Genomic DNA, 22,708 nt, shown 5'->3' on the forward strand with positions numbered 1-22,708 from the left:
CTGAACGCTTGCCTCCGCCCCGGCGCTTGGGCAGAAGCCCGGCCATGGACATCCTCTCCCTGCTCTCCGATCCCGCAGCCTGGCTCGCGCTCGTTACCCTGGTGATCCTGGAGGTCGTGCTCGGCATCGACAACCTGATCTTCATCGCCATCCTGTCGAGCAAGCTGCCGGTGCACCAGCAGCAGAAGGCCCGGCGAATCGGGCTGATCCTGGCGCTGATCATGCGAATCATGCTGCTGATGGTGATCGGCTGGATCGTGACCCTGCAGGTCCCGCTGTTCGACCTCGGGATCGCCGGCGCGCCGGGCCCGCATGGCGAGCCCACGTTCGAGACCGCCTTCTCCGGGCGCGACCTGATCCTGCTGGCCGGCGGGCTTTTCCTGCTGTGGAAGGCGACCAAGGAGATCCACCACAACATGAGCCCCGAAGAGGATTCCGGCGAGCTGCTCGACAAGACGCAGAGCGTAGTGAGCCTGACCTTCGGCAGCGCGATCGTGCAGATCATCCTGCTCGACATGGTGTTCTCGGTCGATTCGATCCTCACAGCCGTCGGCATGACCGACCACGTGCCGATCATGGTCGCCGCGGTGATCATCACCGTAGGGATCATGATGGTTGCCGCCGACCCGCTGGCCAAGTTCATCGAACGGAACCCGACCCTGGTGATGCTGGCGCTGGCCTTCCTGGTGATGATCGGACTGGTGCTGATCGCCGACGGATTCGGCTTCCATGTGCCGAAGGGCTATATCTACGTCGCGATGGGCTTCTCCGTGGGCGTCGAGATGCTCAACATGGTCAAGCGCCGCCAGCGCGCGCAAAAGAAGGCCGAGGCACAAGGATGAGCCGTTTCCACGAGCTTTCCGGCAGCGTGCTTGCCAGCGCGCAGATCACCACTGCCGATGTCGAGCTGGCGCACGCAGAGGGCGTTCGGCTGATCATCAACAACCGCCCCGACGGCGAAGCGCCCGACCAGCCCCCGGGCAGCGAGATAGAGGCGGCGGCGCGCGCGGCCGGCATCGATTATGTCGCGATCCCGGTGAGCCCCGGCGGCTTCGACGAGGGACAGGTGCGCGCGATGGCCGACGCGCTGGCGAACGCCGACGGCAAAGTGCTGGCCTATTGCCGCTCCGGAACGCGGTCGACGCTCCTCTGGGCGCTGGCGCAAGCGGCTGCGGGCAGCGATCCGCAGGGGATCGCCGACGCCGCGGCCGACGCGGGATACGACGTCTCGCCGATTCGCGGGGCGATCGACCGGCTTTCCGCGCAAGCATCGCGCTGATCCGCTCCCGACCGGAGCACGGGGGCAGAGGCCCGGCAACTCGGGCGCGCGGGCGTCCTTCGAGACGGGCTCTCAGCCTGCAGCTTCGATCCCTCCTCAGGACGAACGGTTTGGGGGTGATCCGGTTTTGGTCGCCCGAATGCTACGAGCAGACTGCAGCCACCCCCCAACCCCGTTCATCCTGAGGAGCGAGGACGCATTCCGAGCGTCTCGAAGGACGTGTGGCTCACACGAAGACAGGAATACACGAAGACACAAGGAGACTCACCTTCGTGGCTTCGTGGCTTCGTGTGAGATCTGTCTTTTTGATGCGCTCGCAGAGGCGCAGAGGCGCGGAGGGTTTTTCGTCACGCGAAGCCGAAAAGAAGGAGCGGCTTTGGGCGCTGCGCTCTGGAGCATCCATCGAGTGTTCGGATAGCGGCTTCGCCGCGGGATCTTCGCGCCTTCGCGCCTTTGCGTGAAAATCATCTGCTCTGCGCCTCTGCGCCTCTGCGAGCGCAAATCCTCCACGGCCTGCCCGAAGTGCCCCCTAAGCAACATGCGCCGGGCAAAGAAAAAGGGCCGGAGGATTTCTCCCCCGGCCCCGTTTCGCTTGGCTTTGTAGAAGCCGCTTACATGCCCGAGCCGGGACCGTAAGTGATTTCCACGCGGCGGTTCTGCAGTTCGCGCACGCCGTCCGCGGTCGGGACACGCGGCATGGACTCGCCGAACGCCTGGCCGGTGATCGCACCGCTCGGGATGCCCCGGCCGGTGAGGTACTGACGGACGCTGGCGTTGCGACGCTCGGCCAGGCCCATGTTGTACTGGGTCGAACCCGAACGGTCGGTGTGACCCGCCAGCATGATCGGCACGCTGTTGCAGTTCGCATAAGCCGTGACGGCGCTGTCGAGGATGGTCGCAGCCTCAGGCGTGATGTTCGACTTATCCCAGTCGAAGAACACGATGTACGGGCCCTTGTTGCAGACCGCGGCAGGCGGCGGCGGCGGGGGCGGAGGAGGCGGCGGCGGGGGCGGCGGCGGCGGGGGCGGCGGGGGAGCCACGACCGCAGCAGGACCACCGAAGTTGGCGATCAGGCTGAACAGGAACGAGTGCGTCGCCAGTTCGGTCTGATAGGAGCGACCAATCTGGTCGACCATGTCGAACTCGTGGGTGTTGAGGTACTTGTACTTCAGACCGAGTTCCGCACCTTCGGTAACCGGAACGCGCACCTGCGCAATGGCCTGGTAGGCCCATGCGCTGTCGCTGTCGTTGAGATAGGTCTGGTAAGGCGCAGTCGTGAAGTGGCTGTCGAGCCAGGCGCGACCGGCACCCACGCCGGCAGAGAAGCCGACGCCATCGTTGCCGCCGAAGTCCAACAGAGCATTGGCCATCGCGGTCGTCAGGCGGGATTCACCGCCGAGGTCCCAGGTTCCGGGGGTCGGGTTCGTGGCGTCGAACACCGGCACGCCGAAGGAACCGGCCGTTACGTTGTCCGGATCGAATTCCTTGTAGGCCACTTCGGCTTCCGTCCGGAGCATGCCCCAGTCGTAGCCAAGGAAGGCGCCCAGTTCGAACCCTTGCTTTTCCTCGACCTCGAAACCGTTATCGAAGCCGTTCACGTAAACGTCGTGATCTTTGACGTCGACGAGGCCGATGTCAGCACCGAAATAGCCGTAGCCATCGCGCGCCAGGGCAGGGCTGGTCAAAGCCGTAGCCGCTACCGCCATTCCTAGGATAATTTTTCGCATGGGACCTCCTTCAAAAGCCGTACGTTGTTCGCAACGGTCTTGTAAAAATCTAAACTTCAAGTTGCCGAATGCCGCGACCCTGCGGCGCCCTGCCCCTGTGGAGACAGCCTTGTGTTCCGAAACCAATATTCAGCCAAGAGTGAATTGTTCCTCAAGACGAGCAAAATCGGACCTGTGGCGCGCCGAAAGGGGCAGTTCACGCAAGACTGTTGCCGAAATATCACGGCTTTTCGGCCGTGCCATCTTTAGCCGACCAGCGCTGTCGCACAAGGCACAAGTGTAGCGGCGTTCATTTCATGCCCGCCGCTCCGCCCGTCATACGGTAGACGAAAAAAGGGGCCGGAGCACTTGCTCCGGCCCTTCGAGTTACGTTCGCAGGAGGAACGTCGGGTGGCGGGACCGGGGAGGAGGAGGAGGAGTTCCGGCCCCGCCGAACTGGCATCAGTTGTAGGCACGCTCCCCGTGTTCGGCGATGTCGAGACCTTCGACTTCCGCCTCGTGGGAGACCCGCAGGCCGGTGAGCAGCTTGACGATGAACGCGGCGATCAGGGTTCCGATAGTGGCCCAGGCAACGGCCACGAGCACGGCGATGATCTGCGTGGTGACTTGCGCGCCCATCGCATATTCGGCCGGATCGCCCGGACCACCGAGAGCCGGAGAGTAGACCACCCCGGTGCCGATGGCGCCGACGATGCCGGCGACCCCGTGGATGCCGAAGGCGTCGAGGGAGTCGTCGTAGCCGAGCGCCGGCTTGAGCTTGGCGACCGCGAAGTAGGCGACCACGGAAGCGATGGCGCCGAGCACCAGTGCGCCCATCGGGCCGGCGTTGCCAGCCGCCGGAGTGACCGCAACGAGGCCGGCGATCACGCCCGAGCACCAGCCGAGAGCGGAAGGCTTGTGGCCCATCAGTTTCTCGACGAGCATCCAGGTGAGCGCCGCGCCGGCAGTGGCGACGAAAGTGTTGATCATCGCCAGGCCGGCAATGCCGTCGGCCTCCAGCTCGGAGCCGGCGTTGAAGCCGAACCAGCCGACCCACAGCAGGCCGGTGCCGACCATGGTCAGCGTCAGCGAGTGCGGCGGCATCGGCTCCGCCGGATAGCCGCGGCGCTTGCCGAGCAGCAGCGCGAGGATCAGACCGGTCACGCCGGCATTGATGTGCACCACGGTGCCGCCGGCGAAATCGAGCGCGCCCATTTCGAACAGCAGGCCGCCCCCGGCCCAGACCATGTGCGCGATCGGGAAATAGACGATCGTCAGCCAGATCGTCATGAACAGCATCGTGGCGGAGAACTTCATCCGCTCCGCCGTGGCGCCCAGCACCAGAGCGGCGGTGATCGCGGCGAAGGTCATCTGGAAGGCGATGAACACGTACTCGCTGATCACCTCGTCGGAGAACGTCGCCGCCGTGGTTTCGGGCGAGCTGTTCAGCAGGAAGGCGTTGCCCCAGGCGAAGAAGGCGTTGCCCTCGGGCCCGAAGGCCGTGGAGAAGCCCCACAGGATCCAGATGACCATCGCCAGCGCGGCCGTGGCGCCGATCTGGGTCATCATAGAGAGCATGTTCTTCGAGCGGGTGAGGCCGCCATAGAACAGCGCCAGGCCCGGCAGGATCATCAGCAGGACGAGCAGGGTCGAAGTCATCATCCAGGCGTTGTTGCCGGGATTGGGAACGGCGGCGGCCGCTTCGGCAGCCTCTTGCGCGTAAGCGGCGGTGGCGGCGAAGATCGACGCACCGAGCGCCATGCCGCCGCAGAAAAGTTTGCGGATCATGTTGTTACCCCTCATGTCGCTCAAAGCGCGGTGTCGCCGGTCTCGCCGGTGCGGATGCGCGTGGTCGACGCGAGGTCGAGCACGAAGATCTTCCCGTCGCCGATGCTGTCGGTGCTGGCGGACTGCTGGATGGTTTCGACCACTTGCGGCGCGAGCGCGTCGCTGGCGGCGATCTCCAGCTTCACCTTGGGCAGCATGTTGGTGGAATACTCCGCCCCGCGGTAGATTTCCGTCTGCCCCTTCTGGCGGCCGAAGCCCTTGACCTCGGAGACCGTCATCCCGGCGACGCCGATGGCGCTGAGCGCCTCGCGGACTTCGTCGAGCTTGAACGGCTTGATGATGGCGATGATGAATTTCATCACGAGTCCCTATTGCTTACCGGTTCGGTTCCGGCCGGAGTTCGCAATGCAACTGCTGTGCCAGATCGGCAGGAACACTACATTTCAGCGGGTTGCACGAAAGCGCGGTACCCGGCTGCGATGGCGCTCGCCCGTCGAACGGGCAGACTGCCTAAAAGTTAGGCAGTCAGGGCCAGCTTCGCTGTGACAGGCAGGTGATCGGACGCGATCGCGGCGAGCGCGCTATGGTGCACGCGTGCATCGTCGCAGCTCCAGCCGGGCGAGTGGACGATGCGGTCGAGCTGGGCAAGCGGGCGGTTGCTGGGGAAGCTGCGCCCCGGGGCGAGCACGGTCCACCCGTCCCCGAAGGCCCGGAAGCAGCGGGAGCGAGGGGACCATTCGTTGAAGTCGCCGAGGAGCACGGCGGGTTCGCGGTCGTGCAAGTGGGCGCGCACGGCCTCGATCTGGTGCAGCCGGCGCAGGCCCGAGAGATCGAGGTGCATGCCAACGACATGGAGCGGCCGCCCGTCGATGCGTAAATGAGCGCAGACGGCGCCGCGCGGCTCCAGCCGCGGCAGGTCGACCGGTTCGGCGCCGGCGATCTCGATCCCGTCGCGCACCAGGATGGCGTTGCCGTGCCAGCCGATGCTGGCGGGGCGGCTGCGCAGCGGGGCGATATGCCAGCCATGCTCTTCCACCGACTGGCGCGGCAGGACGGATTCGCGGCTGCCGAAGCGGCGGTCGACTTCCTGCAGCGCGACGATGTCCGCGCCGAGTTCGCGGATGACCGAGAGGATCCGCTCGGGATCGCGCTTGCGGTCGAGCCCCACGGCCTTGTGGATGTTGTAGCTGGCGAAAGTGAGCTGCACGGTGGCTAAGGAAGTGCTCAATCTGACGGAACGGTTCCGGGATCCCCGGCGATGTAGCGATCCGTGGTTTTCGCCGGCAGGCCGTCGATGCTCGTGCGCCGGGTCTTGAACTTGCCGGCCCATACGACGGGATCGGCCTTGGCGTGGTACTTGACCAGCGTGGTGCGTTCTTTCTCCAGAGTCATCAGCGGCACGCCCCAGCCGCAGCTCGTCTGCACGCTCTCGACCTCGATGTCGAAGATCTGGCGGGTGCCGGGCAGCAGCGTGAAATGCGCAGCGAGATCGTCCCAATCCCTGTCCCACGGCACGACCGGGCGGCCCTTGCCGTAGATCCGCAGGATCAGCGCCGGCTGCTGGAAGTTGCAGAACATCGGCGTGATCCGCCCGTCGGCGAGAAGATGGGCGTTGGTCTCGTTGCCCGAGCCGCCGAGGTCGAGATAGGCGACGCGCTTCGGCGAGAGGATGCGGAAGGCGTCGTAGCCTTTGGGGCTGAGGTTGATCCGCGCGCCTTCGGCCGCGGTCGCCACAAAGAACACCGGCTGCTGCGCGATCATTGCCGCGTGTTGTTCGGTCAGCTCGTCGAAGAAATCGGCCATAAGCCGGCGCTAGAGCGGCGGCCGATCCGAGACAACAACTTCGTCATCCCGGGCTTGCCCCGGGATCGCTGGCCGCCCGGGCCGGACCTTACTGGCAGCGGTCCCGGATCGGGTCCGGGACGACGCGGTCAACGTTCCTTGATGGCGGAGAAGGTCAGCTCCGGGTTCTTTTCCTGCTGGTAACCAACGTCCCACGGGCTTTTGGCCATGAACACCATGTCGCCGTCGCGGTCGCGCGCGAGGTTGGCGCGGTTGAACTCGGCGAAGCTGTCGAGCGCCGCTTGCGGGCCCTTGAGCCAGCGCGCCGTGGCGAAGGGCGATGCCTCCAGCCCGGCTTCCACTTTGTATTCGGCCGAGAGGCGCGAGACGAGCACTTCGAGCTGGAGCTGGCCGACGACGCCGACGATCCACTGCGCGCCGAACTCCGGATAGAAGACCTGGATCACGCCTTCCTCGGAAAGATCGTCGAGCGCCTTCCTGAGCTGCTTGGTCTTGGTCGGGTCCTTGAGCTGGACGCGGCGAAGGATTTCCGGCGCGAAGTTCGGCAGGCCGGTGAAGCGCACGGCGTTCTTCTCGCTCAGCGTGTCGCCGACGCGCAGGGTGCCGTGGTTCGGGATGCCGATGATGTCGCCCGCCTCGGCAGTGTCGGCGATCTCGCGGTCCTGGGCGAAGAACAGGATCGGTGAATGTACGGCGATCGGCTTGCCGGAGCCGCTCGGCGTCAGCTTCATACCGCGCTTGAAGGTGCCGGAGACCATTCGCATGAAGGCGATCCGGTCGCGGTGCTGCGGGTCCATGTTCGCCTGGACCTTGAAGATGAAGCCGGTCACTTCGTCGCGCTCCGGGCTGATCGGCCCCTCGTCGCTTGGCTGCGGGCGTGGCGGTGGAGCGAACCTGGCGATCGCATCGATCAGCTCGCTGACGCCGAAGTTCTTCAGCGCGGAGCCGAAATAGACCGGGGTGAGGTCGCCGTTGCGGTAGGCCTCGATGTCGAATTCGGGATAGCCTGCGCGGGCCAGCTCGATTTCCTCGGCGAGGTCTTCCGGCAGTTCGGCGTTCTCGTCGCGGCGGCCGAGGAACTCCTTGCTCGGTCCCTCCGGCCGGCTGACCGACCCGGTGGCGAAATCGAGCACGCCCTGGAACATGCCGCCCATGCCGACGGGATAGCCCTGCGGGCTGACGTCGAGCGCAAGCATGTCGGCCACTTCGTCGAGCAGCTCGAACACCGGGCGCCCTTCCCGGTCGACTTTGTTGACGAAGGTGATGATCGGCACGGAGCGCAGGCGGCAGACCTCGAACAGCTTGCGAGTCTGCGGCTCGATGCCCTTGGCGGCGTCGATCACCATGATCGCCGAATCGACCGCGGTCAGAGTGCGGTAGGTGTCTTCCGAAAAGTCTTCGTGGCCCGGGGTATCGAGCAGGTTGAAGGTCACGCCGTCGCGCTCGAAGGTCATCACGGAGCTGGTTACCGAGATGCCGCGCTGCTGCTCGATCTTCATCCAGTCGGACCGCGCGCGCCGCGCCTGTCCCCGCGCCTTGACCTCGCCGGCGAGATGGATCGCGCCGCCCTGCAGCAGCAGCTTCTCGGTCAGCGTGGTCTTGCCGGCGTCGGGGTGCGAGATGATCGCGAAAGTGCGGCGGTTGGACGTCATGGTGGCCTCGTGCCCGTCCCGGTTGCGGGAGGATTGGCGGATAGGGTTGTCGGGAGAGCAATCTTGCAGGCGCGCATATGCCCACGGGTGGGCGCTCCCGCAAGCGCTAGGCGTACGGCTGGACTGCCCTAGCTAGATGTCGTCGATGCTGCGCGGCTCGGCGAGGTGCCAGCGGGCGCCGTCGTAGCGGTCCTCGCGATCTTCCCACTGCACCAGCGTGCCCGCCGGCGCGCCGAGCTCCGGCAGGTGCGTCCGCAGCAGCGCCCGTGCGCGGTCGATGTCCGTCGCGTCGACATCGAGCACGCAGAAGGCGATCTCCTCCTCCTCGGCACTACCTGCGTCGTCCTCGTCGCCGGTGTCGTAGAACAGCGTGCCGCCGCCCATGCTGCACCCCAGCCCCGCCAGCCGCAGCTCGGCATCGACATAGACGCTGAAACGGTAGTGGCGCTGGAGCGGATCGATGTCGCCCGGGATGACGACCGTCATGTAGGAGCAGTCGTCGGGGTCCTCCATCTTCTCGCTGAGGCCGTGGAGGAACCGCTCGATCATCTCAGCCCCTGAGCTCCGCGCCGAGCTTGCCGGCGGCGGCGACGATGCGATCGGAAATCGCCTTCAGCTCCGCGTCGGTATAGCTCTTCTCGCCCGGCTGGAGCGTGACCTCGATCGCCAGCGACTTGCGTCCCTCGGGCACGCCCTGCCCGCGGAAATCGTCGAAAATCCGCGCATCGGCGATGTTGGCCTTGTCGGCGCCGCGTACCGCGCGCAGCAGATCGCCTGCCGGCAGGGCAGCATCGACCAGGAACGCGAAGTCGCGCAGGACCGACTGCAGCGCAGGCGGGCTGTAGGCCGGGCGGGCGAACGCGCCGCCGCCTTTCCTCGCCGGAATGGCGTCCAGGAACACTTCCACCGCCATCACGGGACCGTCGATGTCGAAAGCTTCGAGGGTACGCGGATGCAGCGCGCCGAACCGGGCCAGGATGTTCTTCGGGCCAAGCCGGAGGGTTGCGGACTGGCCGGGGTGGAACTGCTCCCCAGCCTCTCCGGCGACTTGCAGGTTAGCCACGGGCGCGCCGGCCGCTTCGAGCAGCGCCAGCGCTTCGGCCTTGGCGTCGAACGCGTCGAACGCCGCTGCCTTGCCGGTCGCCCAGCCGCGCGGGGTCTTCTCGCCTGCGAGCAGCACGGCCACTGTCGGACGTTCGTCGCTGCGTCCGTCTTGCCCGCGCAAGTACCGGCGGCCGACTTCGAACAGGCGCACGCCTTCCGCGCCGCGATCCGCGTTGCGCTTGGCGGCGGAGAGCAGGCCCGGCAGCAGCGAGGGGCGCATGGCCTTCATGTCTTCGCTGATCGGGTTTTCGAGCTTCCACAGATCGCCGTTCGCGAAGTGCGCGGCCTCGGCTTCGGGGATGAACGACCAGGTGACCGCCTCGTTCAGGCCGCGCGCTGCGGCTGCGCGGCGCACGCGGCGCTCGCGCGCTTGCTCGGCCGTGGCGGTCGGGCGGGCCACGCCGTCGGCGCGGGGCAGGGCGACGCTCTCGATCGAATCGAGCCCGTGGATGCGGACCACCTCCTCGACGATGTCGGCCGGGCCTTCGATGTCGTGGCGGCGCAGCGGCGCGGTGACCCGCCAGTCGCCGGAGACCTCGAACTCGAGCATCTCGAGCGTGCGGCGCTGCTCCTCTTCCGAGATCGCGATGCCGCCCAGGCGCTCGGCCAAGCCGGGATCGTAGGCGATCGTCTTAGCCTCGCACGGCGGCGAACCGGCGCGAACCACTTCCGAAGCCTCGCCGCCGCAGATCTTGAGGATCAGCGCGGTGAGGATCTCGAGTCCCTCGTCCAGGAACGCCGGATCGACGCCGCGCTCGAAGCGGGTGCGGGCATCGCTGGCGAGGCCGAGGCGGCGGCCGGTCTGGCCGATCCGCTCAGGGTCGAAGTACGCGATCTCGAGCAGGACATCGGTCGTGCTCTCGGACACGCCGGAGTGCTCGCCGCCCATGATCCCGGCGATATCGTGCACGCCGCTGTCGTCGGCGATCACGGTCATTTCGGCGTCGAGCGTGTAGGTCTTCTCGTTGAGCGCGAGGACCTGCTCGCCGTCCTTCGCCCGCCGCGCAACCAGAGCGCCGCTGAGCTTCGCCAGGTCGTAGGCATGCGCGGGCCGGCCGAAGGCCAGCATCAGGTAGTTGGTCATGTCGACCAGTGCCGAGATCGGCCGCTGGCCCGCCGCGATCAGCCGCTGCTGCATCCATTCGGGCGAGGCGCCGTTCTTCACGCCGCGGATCACCCGGCCGTAGAACGCCGGGCAGCCTTCGGGATCGTCGGTGCGGATCTCGATCGGACAGGCGAACGTGCCGGCGACCGGTTCGACGGAGAACGGCTTGAACGTGCCCATGCCTGCGGCTGCAAGGTCCCGGGCGATGCCCATGACGCCCATGCAGTCGGGCCGGTTGGGCGTGATCGCCACGTCGAACACCGGGCTGGCGCCGTGGTACTCGGCGAAGCTCGTGCCGACCGGTGCGTCCGCCGGCAGCTCGATGATCCCCTCGTGCTCGTCGCCGAGCTGCAGCTCGCGAACCGAGCACATCATGCCGTTGGATTCGACGCCGCGGATCGCGCTCTTGCGCAGCTCCATGCCGTTTGCGGGGACGATCGCGCCCGCCAGGCCGAGCACGCCCTTCATCCCGGCGCGCGCGTTCGGCGCACCGCAGACGACCTGCAGCGGCTCACCCTCGCCCGTGTTCACGGTCAGGACCTGCAGCTTGTCGGCATCCGGGTGCGGCCGGGCCGTGAGCACTTCGGCCACGCGGAAGCCGACCAGCTTGTCGGCCGGATCCTCGATCCCCTCCACCTCGATGCCGATGCGGTTGAGCGCGCCGGCGATCTCCGCGGCGGAAGCCTCGGTCTCGAGGAAGTACTTCAGCCATCCGAGCGAGAACTTCATGCGCGCGCTCCCACCCCGGCGGAAAGCGTCGGCTGGTCGAACGGCGAGAAGCCGTAGTGCCGCAGCCAGCGCACGTCGCCGTCGAAGAAAGCCCGCAAGTCGTCCATCCCGTACTTGAGCATCGCCAGGCGGTCGACGCCGACCCCGAAGGCGAAGCCCTGCCATTCGTCGGGATCGAGACCGGAGAACTCGATCACCCGCCGGTTGACCATGCCGCTGCCGAGCAGCTCCATCCAGCCGTGGCCCGGCTCGTCGCCCGAGCCGCCAAGGACACGCCGGCCGTTCTCGATCGCGAAGCCGACATCGACCTCCACCGAAGGCTCGGTGAACGGGAAGTAGCTCGGGCGCAGGCGCAGGACGATGTCCTCGCGCTCGAAGAACGCCTTGAGGAACGTCTCCAGCGTCCACTTGAGGTGGCCGAGATGAATGCCGCGATCGATCATCAGGCCTTCGATCTGGTGGAACATCGGCGTGTGCGTCGCATCGGAATCGGAGCGATAGACTCGGCCCGGCGCGATGATCCGCACCGGCGCGCCCTGGCTCATCATCGTGCGCACTTGCACGGGGCTGGTGTGCGTGCGCAGCAGCATGCGCCTTTTCTGGCCTACCGCTGCGCTGCTTGAGGCCGGCTCACCCTCAGGCGCCGCATCGGGAAAATAGAACGTATCGTGCATCGCCCGGGCTGGGTGGCTTTCCGGCATGTTGAGGGCGGTGAAGTTGTGCCAGTCGTCCTCGATCTCCGGCCCGGTCGCGACCGCAAAGCCGAGGTCGGCGAAAATCTCTGCCAGCTCGTCCATCACCTGGCTGACAGGGTGGACCGAGCCTTTCGGCATTTCCGGCGCGGGCAGCGAAAGGTCCAGGGTCTCGGCGGCCAGCCGCTGCTCGAGCTCGGCCGCTTCCATCTCCGCCTTGCGCGCGGCGAGCGCATCGAACACGGACTGGCGCAGCGCCTGGATCGCCGGCGCCTTCTCCTGCCGCTCCTCCGGCGCCATCGCGCCCAGAGTCTTGAGCAGCGCCGAGACGCTGCCCTGCTTGCCGAGATACTCGACGCGCAGCGCTTCGAGCGCGCTCAGGTCGGCGGCTGCGGCGATCCGCTCGCGCGCCTGGTCTTCAAGGGTCCGGTAGTCTTCCATCGGCGCGCCTGTTAGCGGGCGCGACGCCGCGGCCCAAGCCCTAATCGGCCTGCGGCGGACGCGCGGTATAGCGCAGCAGCGTCGGCAAGTCGGTCTGCGGCGCGGCGCCCTGGTCCGCCATGCGCTGGGCGATGATCCGGTCGAGGATCGGGTGCGGCATCTCGGCATATTCGCTCGGCGTCATGCCCATGAACGCCCGGAAGTCGCGCACGAACTGCGCCTGGTCGTGATACTGCCCGTCCAGTGCCTCGCTCCAGCTGCGGCGCGAGTTGAGCATGAATTCGGCGAGGCTGCGCAGGAAGCGCTGGCGGCGCAACAGCAGCTTGGGCGGAAAGCCGAAATGCTGGCCGCAAAGCCGTTCCAGCGACCGCGCGCCGAGGCCGAGCCGCTCTCCCAGCTGCGAGACGCTGGCGATCTCCGGATCGCTCAGCGCTTCGTGGCAATCCGAGATGAGCCGGTTCTCGGGCGGCCGGTCGGCTTGAGCCATCAGATAATCGTTGATCCTGACGGCCATGCTGTCGAGGTCCGTATCCTCCTGCTCCACCATTCGCTGGATCGGCGCGAACAGCGTGAAGGCCGGGTGCGTCGACCCGTCGACGGTCTGGTCCGCAATCGCCTGGGCCGGGCCTTTCGCGAACCGCGCCCAACCGGCCGGTTTCAGGCCAAGCCCCCAGACCTTGCCGGCGCGCAGGGCGAAGCGAATCGAGCGGCTGGTCGGCCCGCTGGCTACGAACGGCCATTGTTCGCGCAGCGGCCCGGGGCCGATGCAGGCATGCGGCGGAGCGCCCTTGAAGAACCGCATCTGCGACCATTCCGGATGCAGGTGATCCTCGATCGCGCGATCGGGCGGGCAGTCGAACGCGAAACCGTAGAGGGCGGTGAAATAGGGCTGGAGCGGCTCCGAAAGCCGGTAATAGCGAACATCGATCGCGATCGTCGCGTCCATCGCTTAGCCCCCAAGTGTGCGGGCGATGCACCGATCGACAGTTCATCCCCGCGCCCCTGCACCGCCTGTTTACCATCTTTTGTGGCAATGGCGAGGACCGCGATGCACATTTTTCTTCGCAAAAACAAAAGGGCGCGAACGGCTGACCGTTCGCGCCCTCGGTGTTCCGGCAGCGGCGGCTTATGCCGGCAGCGCGTCCTTGGCCTGCTTGAGGATCGCGGCGAAGGCGCCGCTCTCGTTCATCGCCAGGTCGGCCATGACCTTCCGGTCCAGCTCGATCCCGGCCAGCTTGGTGCCGTGGATGAACTGCGAGTAGGTGAGGCCTTCCGCGCGGACGGCAGCGTTGATGCGCTGGATCCACAGGGCGCGGAAGTTCCGCTTCTTCACCTTGCGGTCACGGTAGGCGTACTGGCCTGCCTTCTCGACCGCCTGGCGGGCGACGCGGATGGTGTTCTTGCGGCGGCCCCGGTAGCCCTTGGCCTGTTCCAGGATCCGCTTGTGCTTGGCGCGTGTGGTTACGCCGCGCTTGATACGTGACATGTCGAAATACTCCTGTCTCTAAACCGGGCTCAGCCGAGGCCGTAGGGGGCCCACTTCTTGATCGTCCGCGCATCGGCGTCGGAGATCACGGTGGTGCCGCGGTTCTGGCGGATGTACTTCGCGTTGTGGCTGATCAGGCGGTGGCGCTTGCCGGCGACACCATGCTTGACCTTGCCGTTGGCGGTGATCTTGAAGCGCTTCTTCACACCGCTCTTGGTCTTCAGCTTGGGCATTTTCGTCTCCTTGTCAGGGACACGTCCAACCAGCCCTGGCAGCCCTTTTGGCCAGACCGGCAGATGAATTACGTGTCGTTGAAGAGCGCGCCCCTAGAGGCAACGGGCGCGAAAGGCAAGGCGTCAGTGGCCGCCCACCGCCTCCAGCACGTCCTCCAGCCGCGCCGGATCGCCGATCGCCAGCACGTGACCGTCGGATCCGGCGTGGAGAGGCTCGCCGTTCCAGTCGCACATCGTGCCGCCGGCGCCTTCGACCACCGGCACCAGCGCCGCAAAATCGTGCAGCTTGAGCCCCGATTCGCAGACCACGTCGACGAAGCCGGTCGCCAGCAGGGCATAGTTGTAGCAGTCGCCGCCCATGATCATCCGCTTGTGATCGGTCTTGCCGGCGAGCGCCATGAACACGTCGCCTTCGGCTTGCGTGAAGTACTGCGGGCCGGTGGTGGCGAGCGTGGCGTCGGACAGCTCGCGGCAGGGGCGGGTCGAGACCGGCTTGCCGTTGAGCGTCGTGCGCTGCCCGGCCACGCCGAGCCAGCGTTCGTCCTGGATCGCCTGGTCGACCACGCCGAGCACCGGGAAGCCGTCCACCAGCAGCGCGATCAGTGTGCCGAACGTCGCTCGCCCGGCCAGGAAGGCGCAAGTGCCATCGATCGGATCGAGCACCCACTGCCGGCCCGAGCGGCCTTCGCTGACGCCGAACTCCTCGCCGTGCACCCCGTCCTGCGGCACTTCGGCGGTGAGGATCCGGCGCATCGCCTGCTCGGCTTCGCGGTCGGCGATGGTCACCGGGGTCGCGTCGCCCTTTCGCTCCGAGGCGACCGGCTCGCGGAAGTGCGGGCGGATCGCCGCGCGCGCGGCGTCGGCCAGGCGGTGGGCCAGGGCGATTTCGGCCGAGAGGTTCATTCGGGCACCGGCACGCGCAGCGGCTGCCCATCGGCGGCGACCCACGAGGCGACGGCACGTACGCCGTTCGGCCCCGCGCGGCCCCAGTGGACCGTGCCGGGCGGGATTCGCAGCCCCTGCCCCGGCAGCAGCGTCAGGTCGGGCGCTCCGGGCCGGGAGACCACGGCCGATCCGCCGATCACGTAGAGGAACTCATCCCCATGATGGTAATGCCGCGGGATCTCGCTGCCCGCAGGCATGACCAGGTCGCCGACCACCAGCTCATGCCCTGGCGCCGCCTGGATCGGCCCGCGCAGCACTTCGTTCGAGCCTTGCGCCGGCTGGTACGTGGCAATGCGCGAATCGGCATCAGCGCAAGCTGCGAGACCGGCAAGCAGCGGGAGGGCGATCGCCGCGCGCATCAGTCGAACAGCGAGCTGACCGAGCTTTCGTCGGCGATCCGGCGGACCGCCTCGCCGATCAGCGGGGCGATCGGCAGGATGCGGATGCGGGTGGAATCCTTCGCCGCGTCGGTCGGCAGGATCGAATCGGTGATCACCAGCTCGGTCAGCGCCGACTTGTCGACCCGCGCCACCGCGCCGCCCGAAAGCACGCCGTGCGTGATGTATGCGGCGACGCTCTTCGCGCCGGCATCCATCAGCGCCTGCGCGGCGTTGCACAGCGTGCCGCCCGAATCGACGATGTCGTCGATCAGGATGCAGCTGCGGCCTTTCACGTCACCGATGATGTTCATCACCTCGGATTCGCCGGGGCGCTCCCGCCGCTTGTCGACGATCGCCAGCGGCGCGTTGTCGAGCCGCTTGGCCAGCGAGCGGGCGCGGACCACGCCGCCCACGTCGGGAGAGACGACCATCAGGTCCTTGTCGCCGAGGCGCGCCTGGATGTCGGCCGCCATCGTCGGCGCGGCATAGAGGTTGTCGGTCGGGATATCGAAGAAGCCCTGGATCTGCCCCGCGTGGAGATCGACCGAGAGCACCCGGTCGGCACCCGCTTCGGTGATCAGGTTAGCGACCAGCTTGGCCGAGATCGGCGTGCGTGGGCCGGGCTTGCGGTCCTGCCGGGCATAGCCGAAATAGGGAACCACCGCGGTGATCCGCTTGGCCGAGGCGCGCTTGCACGCGTCGATCGCGATCAGCAGCTCCATCAGGTTGTCGTTCGCCGGATAGCTGGTCGACTGGACGATGAAGAGGTCCTCGCCGCGGACGTTCTCGTGGATCTCGACGAAGATCTCCTCGTCGGCGAAGCGGCGCACGCTCGCATCGGTCAGCGGCATCTCGAGATAGCCGCAGATCGCCCGGGCAAGCGGCAGGTTGGAATTGCCGGCCATGATCTTCATCGACGGGGAGCTCCTTGATGCCGCTGAACGCCGCGCGGGGAATCGCTTCGGCTGCCTCTACCCCGGATGCCCGCCTTTGCAACAGGAGCGGGGGGCTTTTCCCCCTGCCTGCCGCCGAAACTAGCCGCGGTGGTGCTCGCCCTTGATCCAGCGCACGGTGCCGGAGCTGGCGCGCATCACCACGCTCTCCGTGGTCATGCAGCCGGCTTTCTTGTACTTCACGCCTTGCAGCAGCGAACCGTCGGTCACGCCGGTGGCGGCGAAGATGCAGTCGCCCTTGGCGAGTTCTTCCAGCTTGTAGATCCGGTCGAGGTCCTCGATCCCCCACCTGCGGGCGCGGCCCCGCTCGTCGTCGTTGCGGAACAGCAGCTTGCCGTTGAACTGCCCGCCGACGCAGCGCAGCGCGGCAGCGGCGAGCACGCCCTCGGGCGCGCCGCCGGAGCCCATGTACATGTCGATCGTGGTTTCGGGATTGGTCGTGGCGATGACCCCGGCGACGTCGCCGTCACCGATCAGCACGACGCCGCAGCCGATCGCGCGCAGTTCGGCGATCAGATCCGCGTGGCGCGGGCGATCGAGCACGCAGACGATGATCTGGTCGGGAGCGACACCTTTCGCAGCGGCGACCGCGTGCACGTTCTCGGTCGCGCTCTTGCGCAAGTCGATCACGCCTTCGGGATAGCCGGGGCCGACGGCGAGCTTTTCCATGTAGACGTCGGGCGCGTTGAGCAGGCAGCCCTCCTCGGCGGCGGCGAGCACCGCGAGCGCGTTCGGGCCGCCCTTGGCGGTGATCGTCGTGCCTTCGAGCGGATCGAGCGCAATGTCGATCCGCGGCCCGGTGCCGATCGCGCCGCCGACCTTCTCCCCGATATAGAGCATCGGCGCCTCGTCGCGCTCACCCTCCCCGATCACCACGGTGCCGTCGATCGCCAGTTCGTCGAACGCCTGGCGCATCGCCTCGACCGCGGCGTGGTCGGCCGCCTTCTCGTCGCCGCGCCCGATCAGCTTCGAAGCCGCCACCGCGGCGGCTTCGGTCACCCGCACCAGTTCGAGCACGAGCACACGATCGAGAACGTGGCTGGAGGAGATGGATCGGGCGGAACCGGCGCTTTGGCTCATATGGGATTCGGACCTCTCGAAATGCCTGGCCGGCGGTTAAAGCCGAAGGCGTTCGCGATGTCGAGCGTGCTAGAGCAGGCGCATGATCAGCGGCGGCTCGGTGAGGCTGGGCGAGCCTTCGAGCAGGCGCAGGGCTTCCGCGATCCGCGCCTCCGGCCCTTCGTGGGCGACCATCGCGACCAGCACTTCGCCGCCCTCCTCGGGCCGGCCGTGCTGGATCAGGCTCTCTATGGAAACCTGCGCATCGCGCATCGCCGCGGTGATCTCCGCCAGCACGCCGGGGCGGTCGGTGACCGTGAAGCGCAGGTACGTGCGGCTGGTCCGGTGCCCGGCGTCGGCGGGCGCGCGGACCGCCAGCGCGGCGGCGGGGACGGAGAACGGCGCGCCGATGTCGCCGCGGGCGATGTCGATGATGTCGGCGGCGACCGCACTGGCGGTCGGTCCGTCGCCGGCGCCGGCGCCCTGGAACAGCAGGCGGCCGGAGAAGTTGCCTTCGGCCACGACGGCGTTCGTCGGGCCGTCCACGGCGGCAAGCGGGTGGCCGTGCGGCACGAGGCAGGGCTGGACGCGCTGGAACAGCCCCTCGCCCTCGTCGCAGTCGGCGATGCCGAGCAGGCGGATACGGTAGCCGAGCGCTTCGGCCTGGGCGATGTCGGCGGCGCGGACGCGGCCGATCCCGCCGATGTCCACGGCCGGGAAATCGATGCGCGCGCCGAAGGCGATCGCCGCCAGGATTGCCAGCTTGTGCGCCGCGTCGATGCCCTCGACATCGAAGGTCGGATCGGCTTCGGCATAGCCGAGCGCCTGGGCTTCCGCGAGAACCTCGCCGAAGTCGCGCCCGGTCTGCTCCATCGTGGAGAGGATGTAATTGCAGGTGCCGTTGAGGATCCCGTAGATCCGCTCGATCCGGTTGGCCGCGGCGCCTTCGCGCAGCCCCTTGATCACCGGAATGCCGCCGGCAACCGCGGCCTCGAACTTCAGCGCAATGCCCTGGCTTTCGGCGAGCTCGGCCAGTTCCATGCCGTGGTGCGCGATCATCGCCTTGTTGGCAGTCACCAGCGCCTTGCCGGCCCGCAGGGCGTTGCGCGCGGTGGTCAGCGCGGGGCCGTCGGCGCCGCCGACCAGTTCGACCACGACATCGACATCCTCGCGCTCCGCCAGCGCGGTCATGTCGTCTTCCCAGACGTAGGGCGACAGATCGACTCCGCGGTCCTTCGACCGGTCCCGCGCGGAGACGGCGACGATCCGCACCGGGCGCCCGGCGCGGCTTTCGATGAGCGCGCCGTTGGTTTCGAACAAGCGCACGAGCCCGGCCCCGACGGTGCCGAGCCCGGCCAATGCGATACGAAGCGGTTCCGCCATTCCCAAATGCCCTCTGCCTGAAACGGGGCGGGCGTTAGTGAGAAGGCTGCGGCTTGGCTAGTCCCGCGTCCGCTCGCACGGGCCGAGTTGTTCGAGGACGAAGCGGTAGTCGGTCTCCGCCCGGCTGCGCCCGGCTGCATCGGCCTGGAGGTAGGCACTGGCCGGCAGGGCGGGCGGAAGGGAGCAGGCGAGCCGGTACCATTCGAGCGTGCCGGGCGCGGGCGCCTGCGCCGCCTGGTCGACGATCTCGGTCCACGAAACGCCCCACTGCGGGTCCATCCCGGGCCGGCGAACCACCGTCAGCGCGACCGGATTGCCGCTGACGGTATCCACGAACATCTGCGTCTCCGATTCGCCGGACAGGTTGCCGGCCACCGAGAGCACGTCGCGCACGCCGGTCACCCGGGGCGGAGCGCCGGGGGCGACCAGTTCGGCGATCACCCCGCGCAGCCGCGCTTCGGTGGCCTCGTCAACGGAAAGCTGTGCGTCGGGCTCGATCAGCTGCAGTTCGCTCGGCCGGCCCGGCACGGGGTTGGCGAAGACCAGCAGCGACTGCTTCTTCAGCTTGGGCGGCTTGCCCTTCGCGTCGAGCGGAAGATCGACCAGGTAGCGCAGCGATTCGCCCAGCGCCGCCGGTCCCTTGAGCACCCGCTCCGTCTGCGCTTCCACATAAAGCCGCGCATGCCCGGGGGCCAGGCCGGGGGCCCGCTCCGGCGGGACGTTCGCCTGGTCCTTTACCGTCACCCGGGCAATGATCGCGGCCGGTTCGGCGAGACCGGCCAGATCGGCATATGTCAGCGGTTGCACGGCAGCCGCCGGCGCCGCGACTTGTGCTTCCCCGGGGGTTGCACAGGCGGAAAGCGCCACGGGAAGGGCGAGCGCGCGCAGCCACATCGACGGACGGGGGCGGGTGTGCAAATTCATCGTCATCTCCTCGGCGGAACGTGCGGCCGCGCAGTTCGCTCCCATCGGCCCGTTGGATGGACTTTGTCCATGAATCCGCCGTTAACCGATAAAGCGTTTGCCCAGCCCCACTGGTGACGCTAAGGCTTCCGCGAAACGGGCTTCAGAACCATAAAATTACAACAAATGGGGTCCTGGCTTGGTGGTTGCGAGAGGGGCACCCCCCGATTTCTCCCACTGGGCCTCAGGTCTGGACAAAAGCATCGTGCCTGTCAGAATAGAACATTCTGCTGGGATACGAACGGCTTGCTGGGTGTGAGCCTGGGCGTTTTGAAAATGGAGTGATGCGGCTGGATGGCCTACGCTGACCAACAAATGAGCGGTAACAAGATTATCGCTATTATTATCGTTGCACTCATCCACATAGCAATCGGCTACGTGCTGGTCACCGGTCTTGCCTACTCGGCAGCAAAAAAACTGGTGGAACGCGTAACGACGGTGGATATCGAAGAACCGGAGCCGGAGGAACCTGAAGAGGAACCGCCGCCCCCAGAGCCGGACACCGCGCCGCCGCCGCCGGTCGCGCCGCCGCCGCCGATTAACGTCAGCGTCGCGCCGCCCCCGATCCAGGTGCAGTCGGTGATTCCGCCGCCCGCCCCGATCGCGCGCGTCGTGCCCCCGGCGGCTCCGCCTGCCCCTCCGGCTCCTCCGCCGCCGCCCGCACCTTCGCAGGCCCGGGGAGTCTCGCCGAAGAACCAGAGCAGCTGGGCACGACGGATCCAAGAAAACTATCCCTCCCGCGCCCTGCGTGAAGGAACCGAGGGAACCGTCGGCGTTAGCGTCACCGTGAACGCCGAGGGCCGTGTATCCGCGTGCTCGGTAACCAGCTCGAGCGGCGACAGCTCGCTCGACCAGGCAGCCTGCACGGGCATGGAGCGCTACGCGCGCTTCGATCCTGCCCTCGACAGGGACGGGAATCCGGTCACGGGTTCCTGGTCCACCCGGATTACCTACCAGCTCAACTGAAGACGTTGAAATTCTCTAGAGAGGACTACCCGCATGCTTATTGAAATTCTGGCCGCGGCCGGTGGTGAAGCGGCCCCGCAGAACCAGTTCGGCTTCATGGAAGCCATGGAACAGGGCGGCGTTATCGCCTGGTCGATCTTCGGCACCCTCGTCATCATGTCCGTCGGCTCGTTCTACATCCTGATCACCAAGCTGCTCGAGCAGAACAAGATCTTCCGCCAGTACAAGGCGGTCCGTTCCAGCTTCTGGCGCGCCAACACGCTGAGCGAAGGCGCCACCAAGCTCGAGAAGAACAGCGCATGGCGCCAGCTGGTGGACGACGCGCTCGCCGCCGAAGCCCAGCACAACAAGATGACCGACAACCTCGAAGCGCACGACTGGATGCACGGTTCGCTCGCTCGCTCGGAAGCGTCGATCAACGCTCGCCTGGCTTCGGGCCTGCCCTTCCTCGCTTCGGTGGGTGCTACCGCCCCCTTCATCGGTCTGCTCGGAACGGTTATCGGTATCTACCGCGCGCTGATCAACATCGGCCTCGCCGGTTCGGCCTCGATCGACAAGGTCGCCGGCCCGGTCGGTGAAGCACTGATCATGACCGCCATCGGTCTGCTCGTCGCCGTTCCGGCGGTGCTCGCCTACAACTGGCTGCAGTCGCGCAACCGCCGCATCGGCGAGCTGCTCTCGGGCTTCTCGACCGACATCCTGGCGAACATCACCTCGCGCGGTGCGGTGAAGCCGACCGTCATCACGAAGACCTCGACCCAGCAGGCCGCCACCGCGGCGAAGACTGCACCGGCGACGGCTTCCAAGGCCTGAGCCAAAGCTCACGGGGCGGGCACTTGCGGCATGCGGGCCGCCCGCCCCGCGAACTGAAACAGAAGTTTTGAGATAGGACGCAGAACATGGCCATTTCGATGGGCGGCGGCGGCCAAGAGACGCCGATGTCAGACATCAACACCACGCCCCTCGTGGACGTGATGCTGGTGCTCTTGATCATCTTCCTGATCGCCGTTCCGGTTGCCATCCAGACGATCGAGAGGCTGCAGATTCCGGTGTTCGTGTCGGCCGAATCGAAGGACAAGGTCGAGAACCTGCTGCTCACCGTGACCACCACGGACGACGCAGGCCGCAGCGCGGGCGAACCGGGATATCAGGGCGCGTCGCGCAGCGGCGAATGCCGGGTATACTTCAACAACATCACCCCGGTCGGTTCGCAGGAACTCTACGACCGTGCGTTCGAGCGGCTCGACAACATCGTGCAGCGCGAAGGCGGGGTCGAAGCGATCATGCAAAATCCCGAGCTCATCCCGCAGGTCCACATTCGCGGCGACGTGAATGCTCCGTGGCGCTGCGTGGCCGGCACGATCTTCAACGTTCAGGCGGCCGGTTACCCGACCGTCGGCTTCATTTCCAACCCGGTCGACCCCAACGGCTGATCGGGACGGAAGAGAAAGAATTCAGGAGTAACCACTCATGGCAATGTCAGGCGGCAGGGACGATGGTTCGCCGATGATGGAGATGAACACGACGCCGTTGATCGACGTCATGCTCGTTCTCCTCATCATGTTCATCATCACGATCCCGGTGGCTACGCATTCGGTCGATATCGACCTGCCGACGCCTTCCGACGCGCCGACCCCGGATGTTCAGCCGGACAAGAACAAGGTCGTTCTCACCGCCACCGGCGAGATCCTCTGGAACGACAACGCGATCAACCAGAGCCAGCTGGTCGCAAACCTGCAGGAAACGCTGACCTTCCCGGTCGAGCCGGAACTGCAGTTCGAGCCGGAGCCCAACGCCAGCTACGACCTGTCGGCCAAAGTGCTGAACATCGTGAAGGCGTCCGGCGTTTCGAAGTTCGGCTTCGTCGGCAACGAAAAGTACCGGTCCTTCGGCGGCGTCAGCTAGCCCAAGCGATCATCGAACAAGAAAGAGGGGCGGAGCGATCCGCCCCTTTTTTTGTGCCCTGCCCAATCCTCCCCGGCACGGGGAGGGGGACCATCCAGAGGATGGTGGAGGGGGCCCGCCGCACGCGCTGGGTAGG

At 66.9% G+C, this 22,708-nt stretch carries 24 protein-coding genes; 6 read left to right on the plus strand and 18 right to left on the minus strand.

Annotated features, from left to right (window positions below; translation table 11 throughout):
• Positions 1–44: 44 nt before the first annotated feature.
• The gene (locus GRI75_RS00215; protein WP_160744939.1) at positions 45–842 is read left to right on the plus strand and encodes a TerC family protein; all 798 of its coding nucleotides are present in this window, start codon (positions 45–47) and stop codon (positions 840–842) included.
• Positions 839–1,279, plus strand: coding sequence for a TIGR01244 family sulfur transferase (locus GRI75_RS00220; RefSeq protein WP_160744940.1), 441 nt, complete (start codon positions 839–841; stop codon positions 1,277–1,279). Before GRI75_RS00215 ends, GRI75_RS00220 begins: the two co-directional genes overlap by 4 nt.
• A 611-nt stretch (positions 1,280–1,890) precedes the next feature.
• Here GRI75_RS00220 and GRI75_RS00225 read toward each other — a convergent pair.
• The 18 genes from GRI75_RS00225 to GRI75_RS00310 all read right to left on the minus strand — a co-directional run bounded on the left by GRI75_RS00225 (position 1,891) and on the right by GRI75_RS00310 (position 19,662).
• Positions 1,891–3,006: an OmpA family protein gene (locus GRI75_RS00225; protein WP_160744941.1), complete on the minus strand. Its 1,116-nt coding sequence runs from the start codon at positions 3,004–3,006 to the stop codon at positions 1,891–1,893.
• A gap of 441 nt (positions 3,007–3,447) precedes the next feature.
• Entirely contained in the window at positions 3,448–4,773 is a 1,326-nt protein-coding gene (locus GRI75_RS00230; protein ID WP_160744942.1) for an ammonium transporter, read from the minus strand.
• A gap of 20 nt (positions 4,774–4,793) precedes the next feature.
• A complete protein-coding gene (locus tag GRI75_RS00235; protein ID WP_160744943.1) occupies positions 4,794–5,132 on the minus strand; it encodes a P-II family nitrogen regulator in 339 nt (112 codons plus the stop codon).
• 158 nt (positions 5,133–5,290) lie between these two features.
• On the minus strand, positions 5,291–6,001 hold the full coding sequence (locus GRI75_RS00240) for an endonuclease/exonuclease/phosphatase family protein (RefSeq protein ID WP_235911081.1): 711 nt from the start codon (positions 5,999–6,001) through the stop codon (positions 5,291–5,293).
• Positions 5,998–6,576 carry a pyridoxamine 5'-phosphate oxidase family protein gene (locus GRI75_RS00245; protein ID WP_160744944.1) on the minus strand — a complete coding sequence of 193 codons (579 nt, stop codon included), beginning with the start codon at positions 6,574–6,576 and terminating at the stop codon, positions 5,998–6,000. Before GRI75_RS00245 ends, GRI75_RS00240 begins: the two co-directional genes overlap by 4 nt.
• 128 nt (positions 6,577–6,704) lie before the next feature.
• The gene (locus GRI75_RS00250) at positions 6,705–8,228 is read right to left on the minus strand and encodes a peptide chain release factor 3 (RefSeq protein ID WP_160744945.1); all 1,524 of its coding nucleotides are present in this window, start codon (positions 8,226–8,228) and stop codon (positions 6,705–6,707) included.
• Positions 8,229–8,360: 132 nt separating this feature from the next.
• Complete coding sequence (locus GRI75_RS00255) at positions 8,361–8,777, minus strand: hypothetical protein (protein WP_160744946.1); 417 nt, start codon at positions 8,775–8,777, stop codon at positions 8,361–8,363.
• Position 8,778: 1 nt separating this feature from the next.
• On the minus strand, positions 8,779–11,166 hold the full coding sequence (gene pheT, locus GRI75_RS00260; RefSeq protein ID WP_160744947.1) for a phenylalanine--tRNA ligase subunit beta: 2,388 nt from the start codon (positions 11,164–11,166) through the stop codon (positions 8,779–8,781).
• Positions 11,163–12,299 (minus strand): phenylalanine--tRNA ligase subunit alpha, encoded by a 1,137-nt coding sequence (gene pheS, locus GRI75_RS00265; protein ID WP_160744948.1) that lies wholly within the window; start codon positions 12,297–12,299, stop codon positions 11,163–11,165. Before pheS ends, pheT begins: the two co-directional genes overlap by 4 nt.
• 40 nt (positions 12,300–12,339) lie before the next feature.
• The gene (locus tag GRI75_RS00270) at positions 12,340–13,245 is read right to left on the minus strand and encodes a helix-turn-helix domain-containing protein (protein ID WP_160744949.1); all 906 of its coding nucleotides are present in this window, start codon (positions 13,243–13,245) and stop codon (positions 12,340–12,342) included.
• A gap of 180 nt (positions 13,246–13,425) precedes the next feature.
• Positions 13,426–13,785 (minus strand): 50S ribosomal protein L20, encoded by a 360-nt coding sequence (gene rplT, locus GRI75_RS00275; RefSeq protein ID WP_160744950.1) that lies wholly within the window; start codon positions 13,783–13,785, stop codon positions 13,426–13,428.
• Between the two features lie 29 nt (positions 13,786–13,814).
• Positions 13,815–14,018: a 50S ribosomal protein L35 gene (gene rpmI / locus GRI75_RS00280; protein ID WP_160744951.1), complete on the minus strand. Its 204-nt coding sequence runs from the start codon at positions 14,016–14,018 to the stop codon at positions 13,815–13,817.
• Between the two features lie 123 nt (positions 14,019–14,141).
• Positions 14,142–14,921, minus strand: coding sequence for an inositol monophosphatase family protein (locus tag GRI75_RS00285; protein WP_160744952.1), 780 nt, complete (start codon positions 14,919–14,921; stop codon positions 14,142–14,144).
• A complete protein-coding gene (locus tag GRI75_RS00290; RefSeq protein ID WP_160744953.1) occupies positions 14,918–15,322 on the minus strand; it encodes a cupin domain-containing protein in 405 nt (134 codons plus the stop codon). Before GRI75_RS00290 ends, GRI75_RS00285 begins: the two co-directional genes overlap by 4 nt.
• The gene (locus GRI75_RS00295; RefSeq protein WP_160744954.1) at positions 15,322–16,257 is read right to left on the minus strand and encodes a ribose-phosphate pyrophosphokinase; all 936 of its coding nucleotides are present in this window, start codon (positions 16,255–16,257) and stop codon (positions 15,322–15,324) included. The genes GRI75_RS00290 and GRI75_RS00295 overlap by 1 nt, the downstream gene beginning before the upstream one ends.
• Positions 16,258–16,377: 120 nt before the next feature.
• Positions 16,378–17,376, minus strand: coding sequence for a class II fructose-bisphosphatase (gene glpX, locus GRI75_RS00300; protein WP_160744955.1), 999 nt, complete (start codon positions 17,374–17,376; stop codon positions 16,378–16,380).
• A 69-nt stretch (positions 17,377–17,445) separates the two neighbouring features.
• Positions 17,446–18,738 (minus strand): homoserine dehydrogenase, encoded by a 1,293-nt coding sequence (locus GRI75_RS00305; RefSeq protein WP_160744956.1) that lies wholly within the window; start codon positions 18,736–18,738, stop codon positions 17,446–17,448.
• Between the two features lie 57 nt (positions 18,739–18,795).
• The gene (locus GRI75_RS00310; RefSeq protein WP_160744957.1) at positions 18,796–19,662 is read right to left on the minus strand and encodes a hypothetical protein; all 867 of its coding nucleotides are present in this window, start codon (positions 19,660–19,662) and stop codon (positions 18,796–18,798) included.
• A 354-nt stretch (positions 19,663–20,016) separates the two neighbouring features.
• Here GRI75_RS00310 and GRI75_RS00315 point away from each other — a divergent pair, with 354 nt between their 5' ends.
• The 4 genes from GRI75_RS00315 to GRI75_RS00330 all read left to right on the plus strand — a co-directional run bounded on the left by GRI75_RS00315 (position 20,017) and on the right by GRI75_RS00330 (position 22,572).
• Positions 20,017–20,667 carry a TonB family protein gene (locus GRI75_RS00315; protein WP_235911083.1) on the plus strand — a complete coding sequence of 217 codons (651 nt, stop codon included), beginning with the start codon at positions 20,017–20,019 and terminating at the stop codon, positions 20,665–20,667.
• A gap of 33 nt (positions 20,668–20,700) precedes the next feature.
• Positions 20,701–21,480 (plus strand): MotA/TolQ/ExbB proton channel family protein, encoded by a 780-nt coding sequence (locus GRI75_RS00320; RefSeq protein WP_160744959.1) that lies wholly within the window; start codon positions 20,701–20,703, stop codon positions 21,478–21,480.
• 86 nt (positions 21,481–21,566) lie between these two features.
• Entirely contained in the window at positions 21,567–22,100 is a 534-nt protein-coding gene (locus tag GRI75_RS00325) for an ExbD/TolR family protein (RefSeq protein WP_202389507.1), read from the plus strand.
• A gap of 37 nt (positions 22,101–22,137) precedes the next feature.
• Positions 22,138–22,572: an ExbD/TolR family protein gene (locus GRI75_RS00330; protein ID WP_160744960.1), complete on the plus strand. Its 435-nt coding sequence runs from the start codon at positions 22,138–22,140 to the stop codon at positions 22,570–22,572.
• The last annotated feature ends 136 nt before the right edge of the window (positions 22,573–22,708 follow it).

This window comes from Croceibacterium soli (genome assembly GCF_009828065.1).
Lineage (GTDB): Bacteria > Pseudomonadota > Alphaproteobacteria > Sphingomonadales > Sphingomonadaceae > Croceibacterium_B > Croceibacterium_B soli.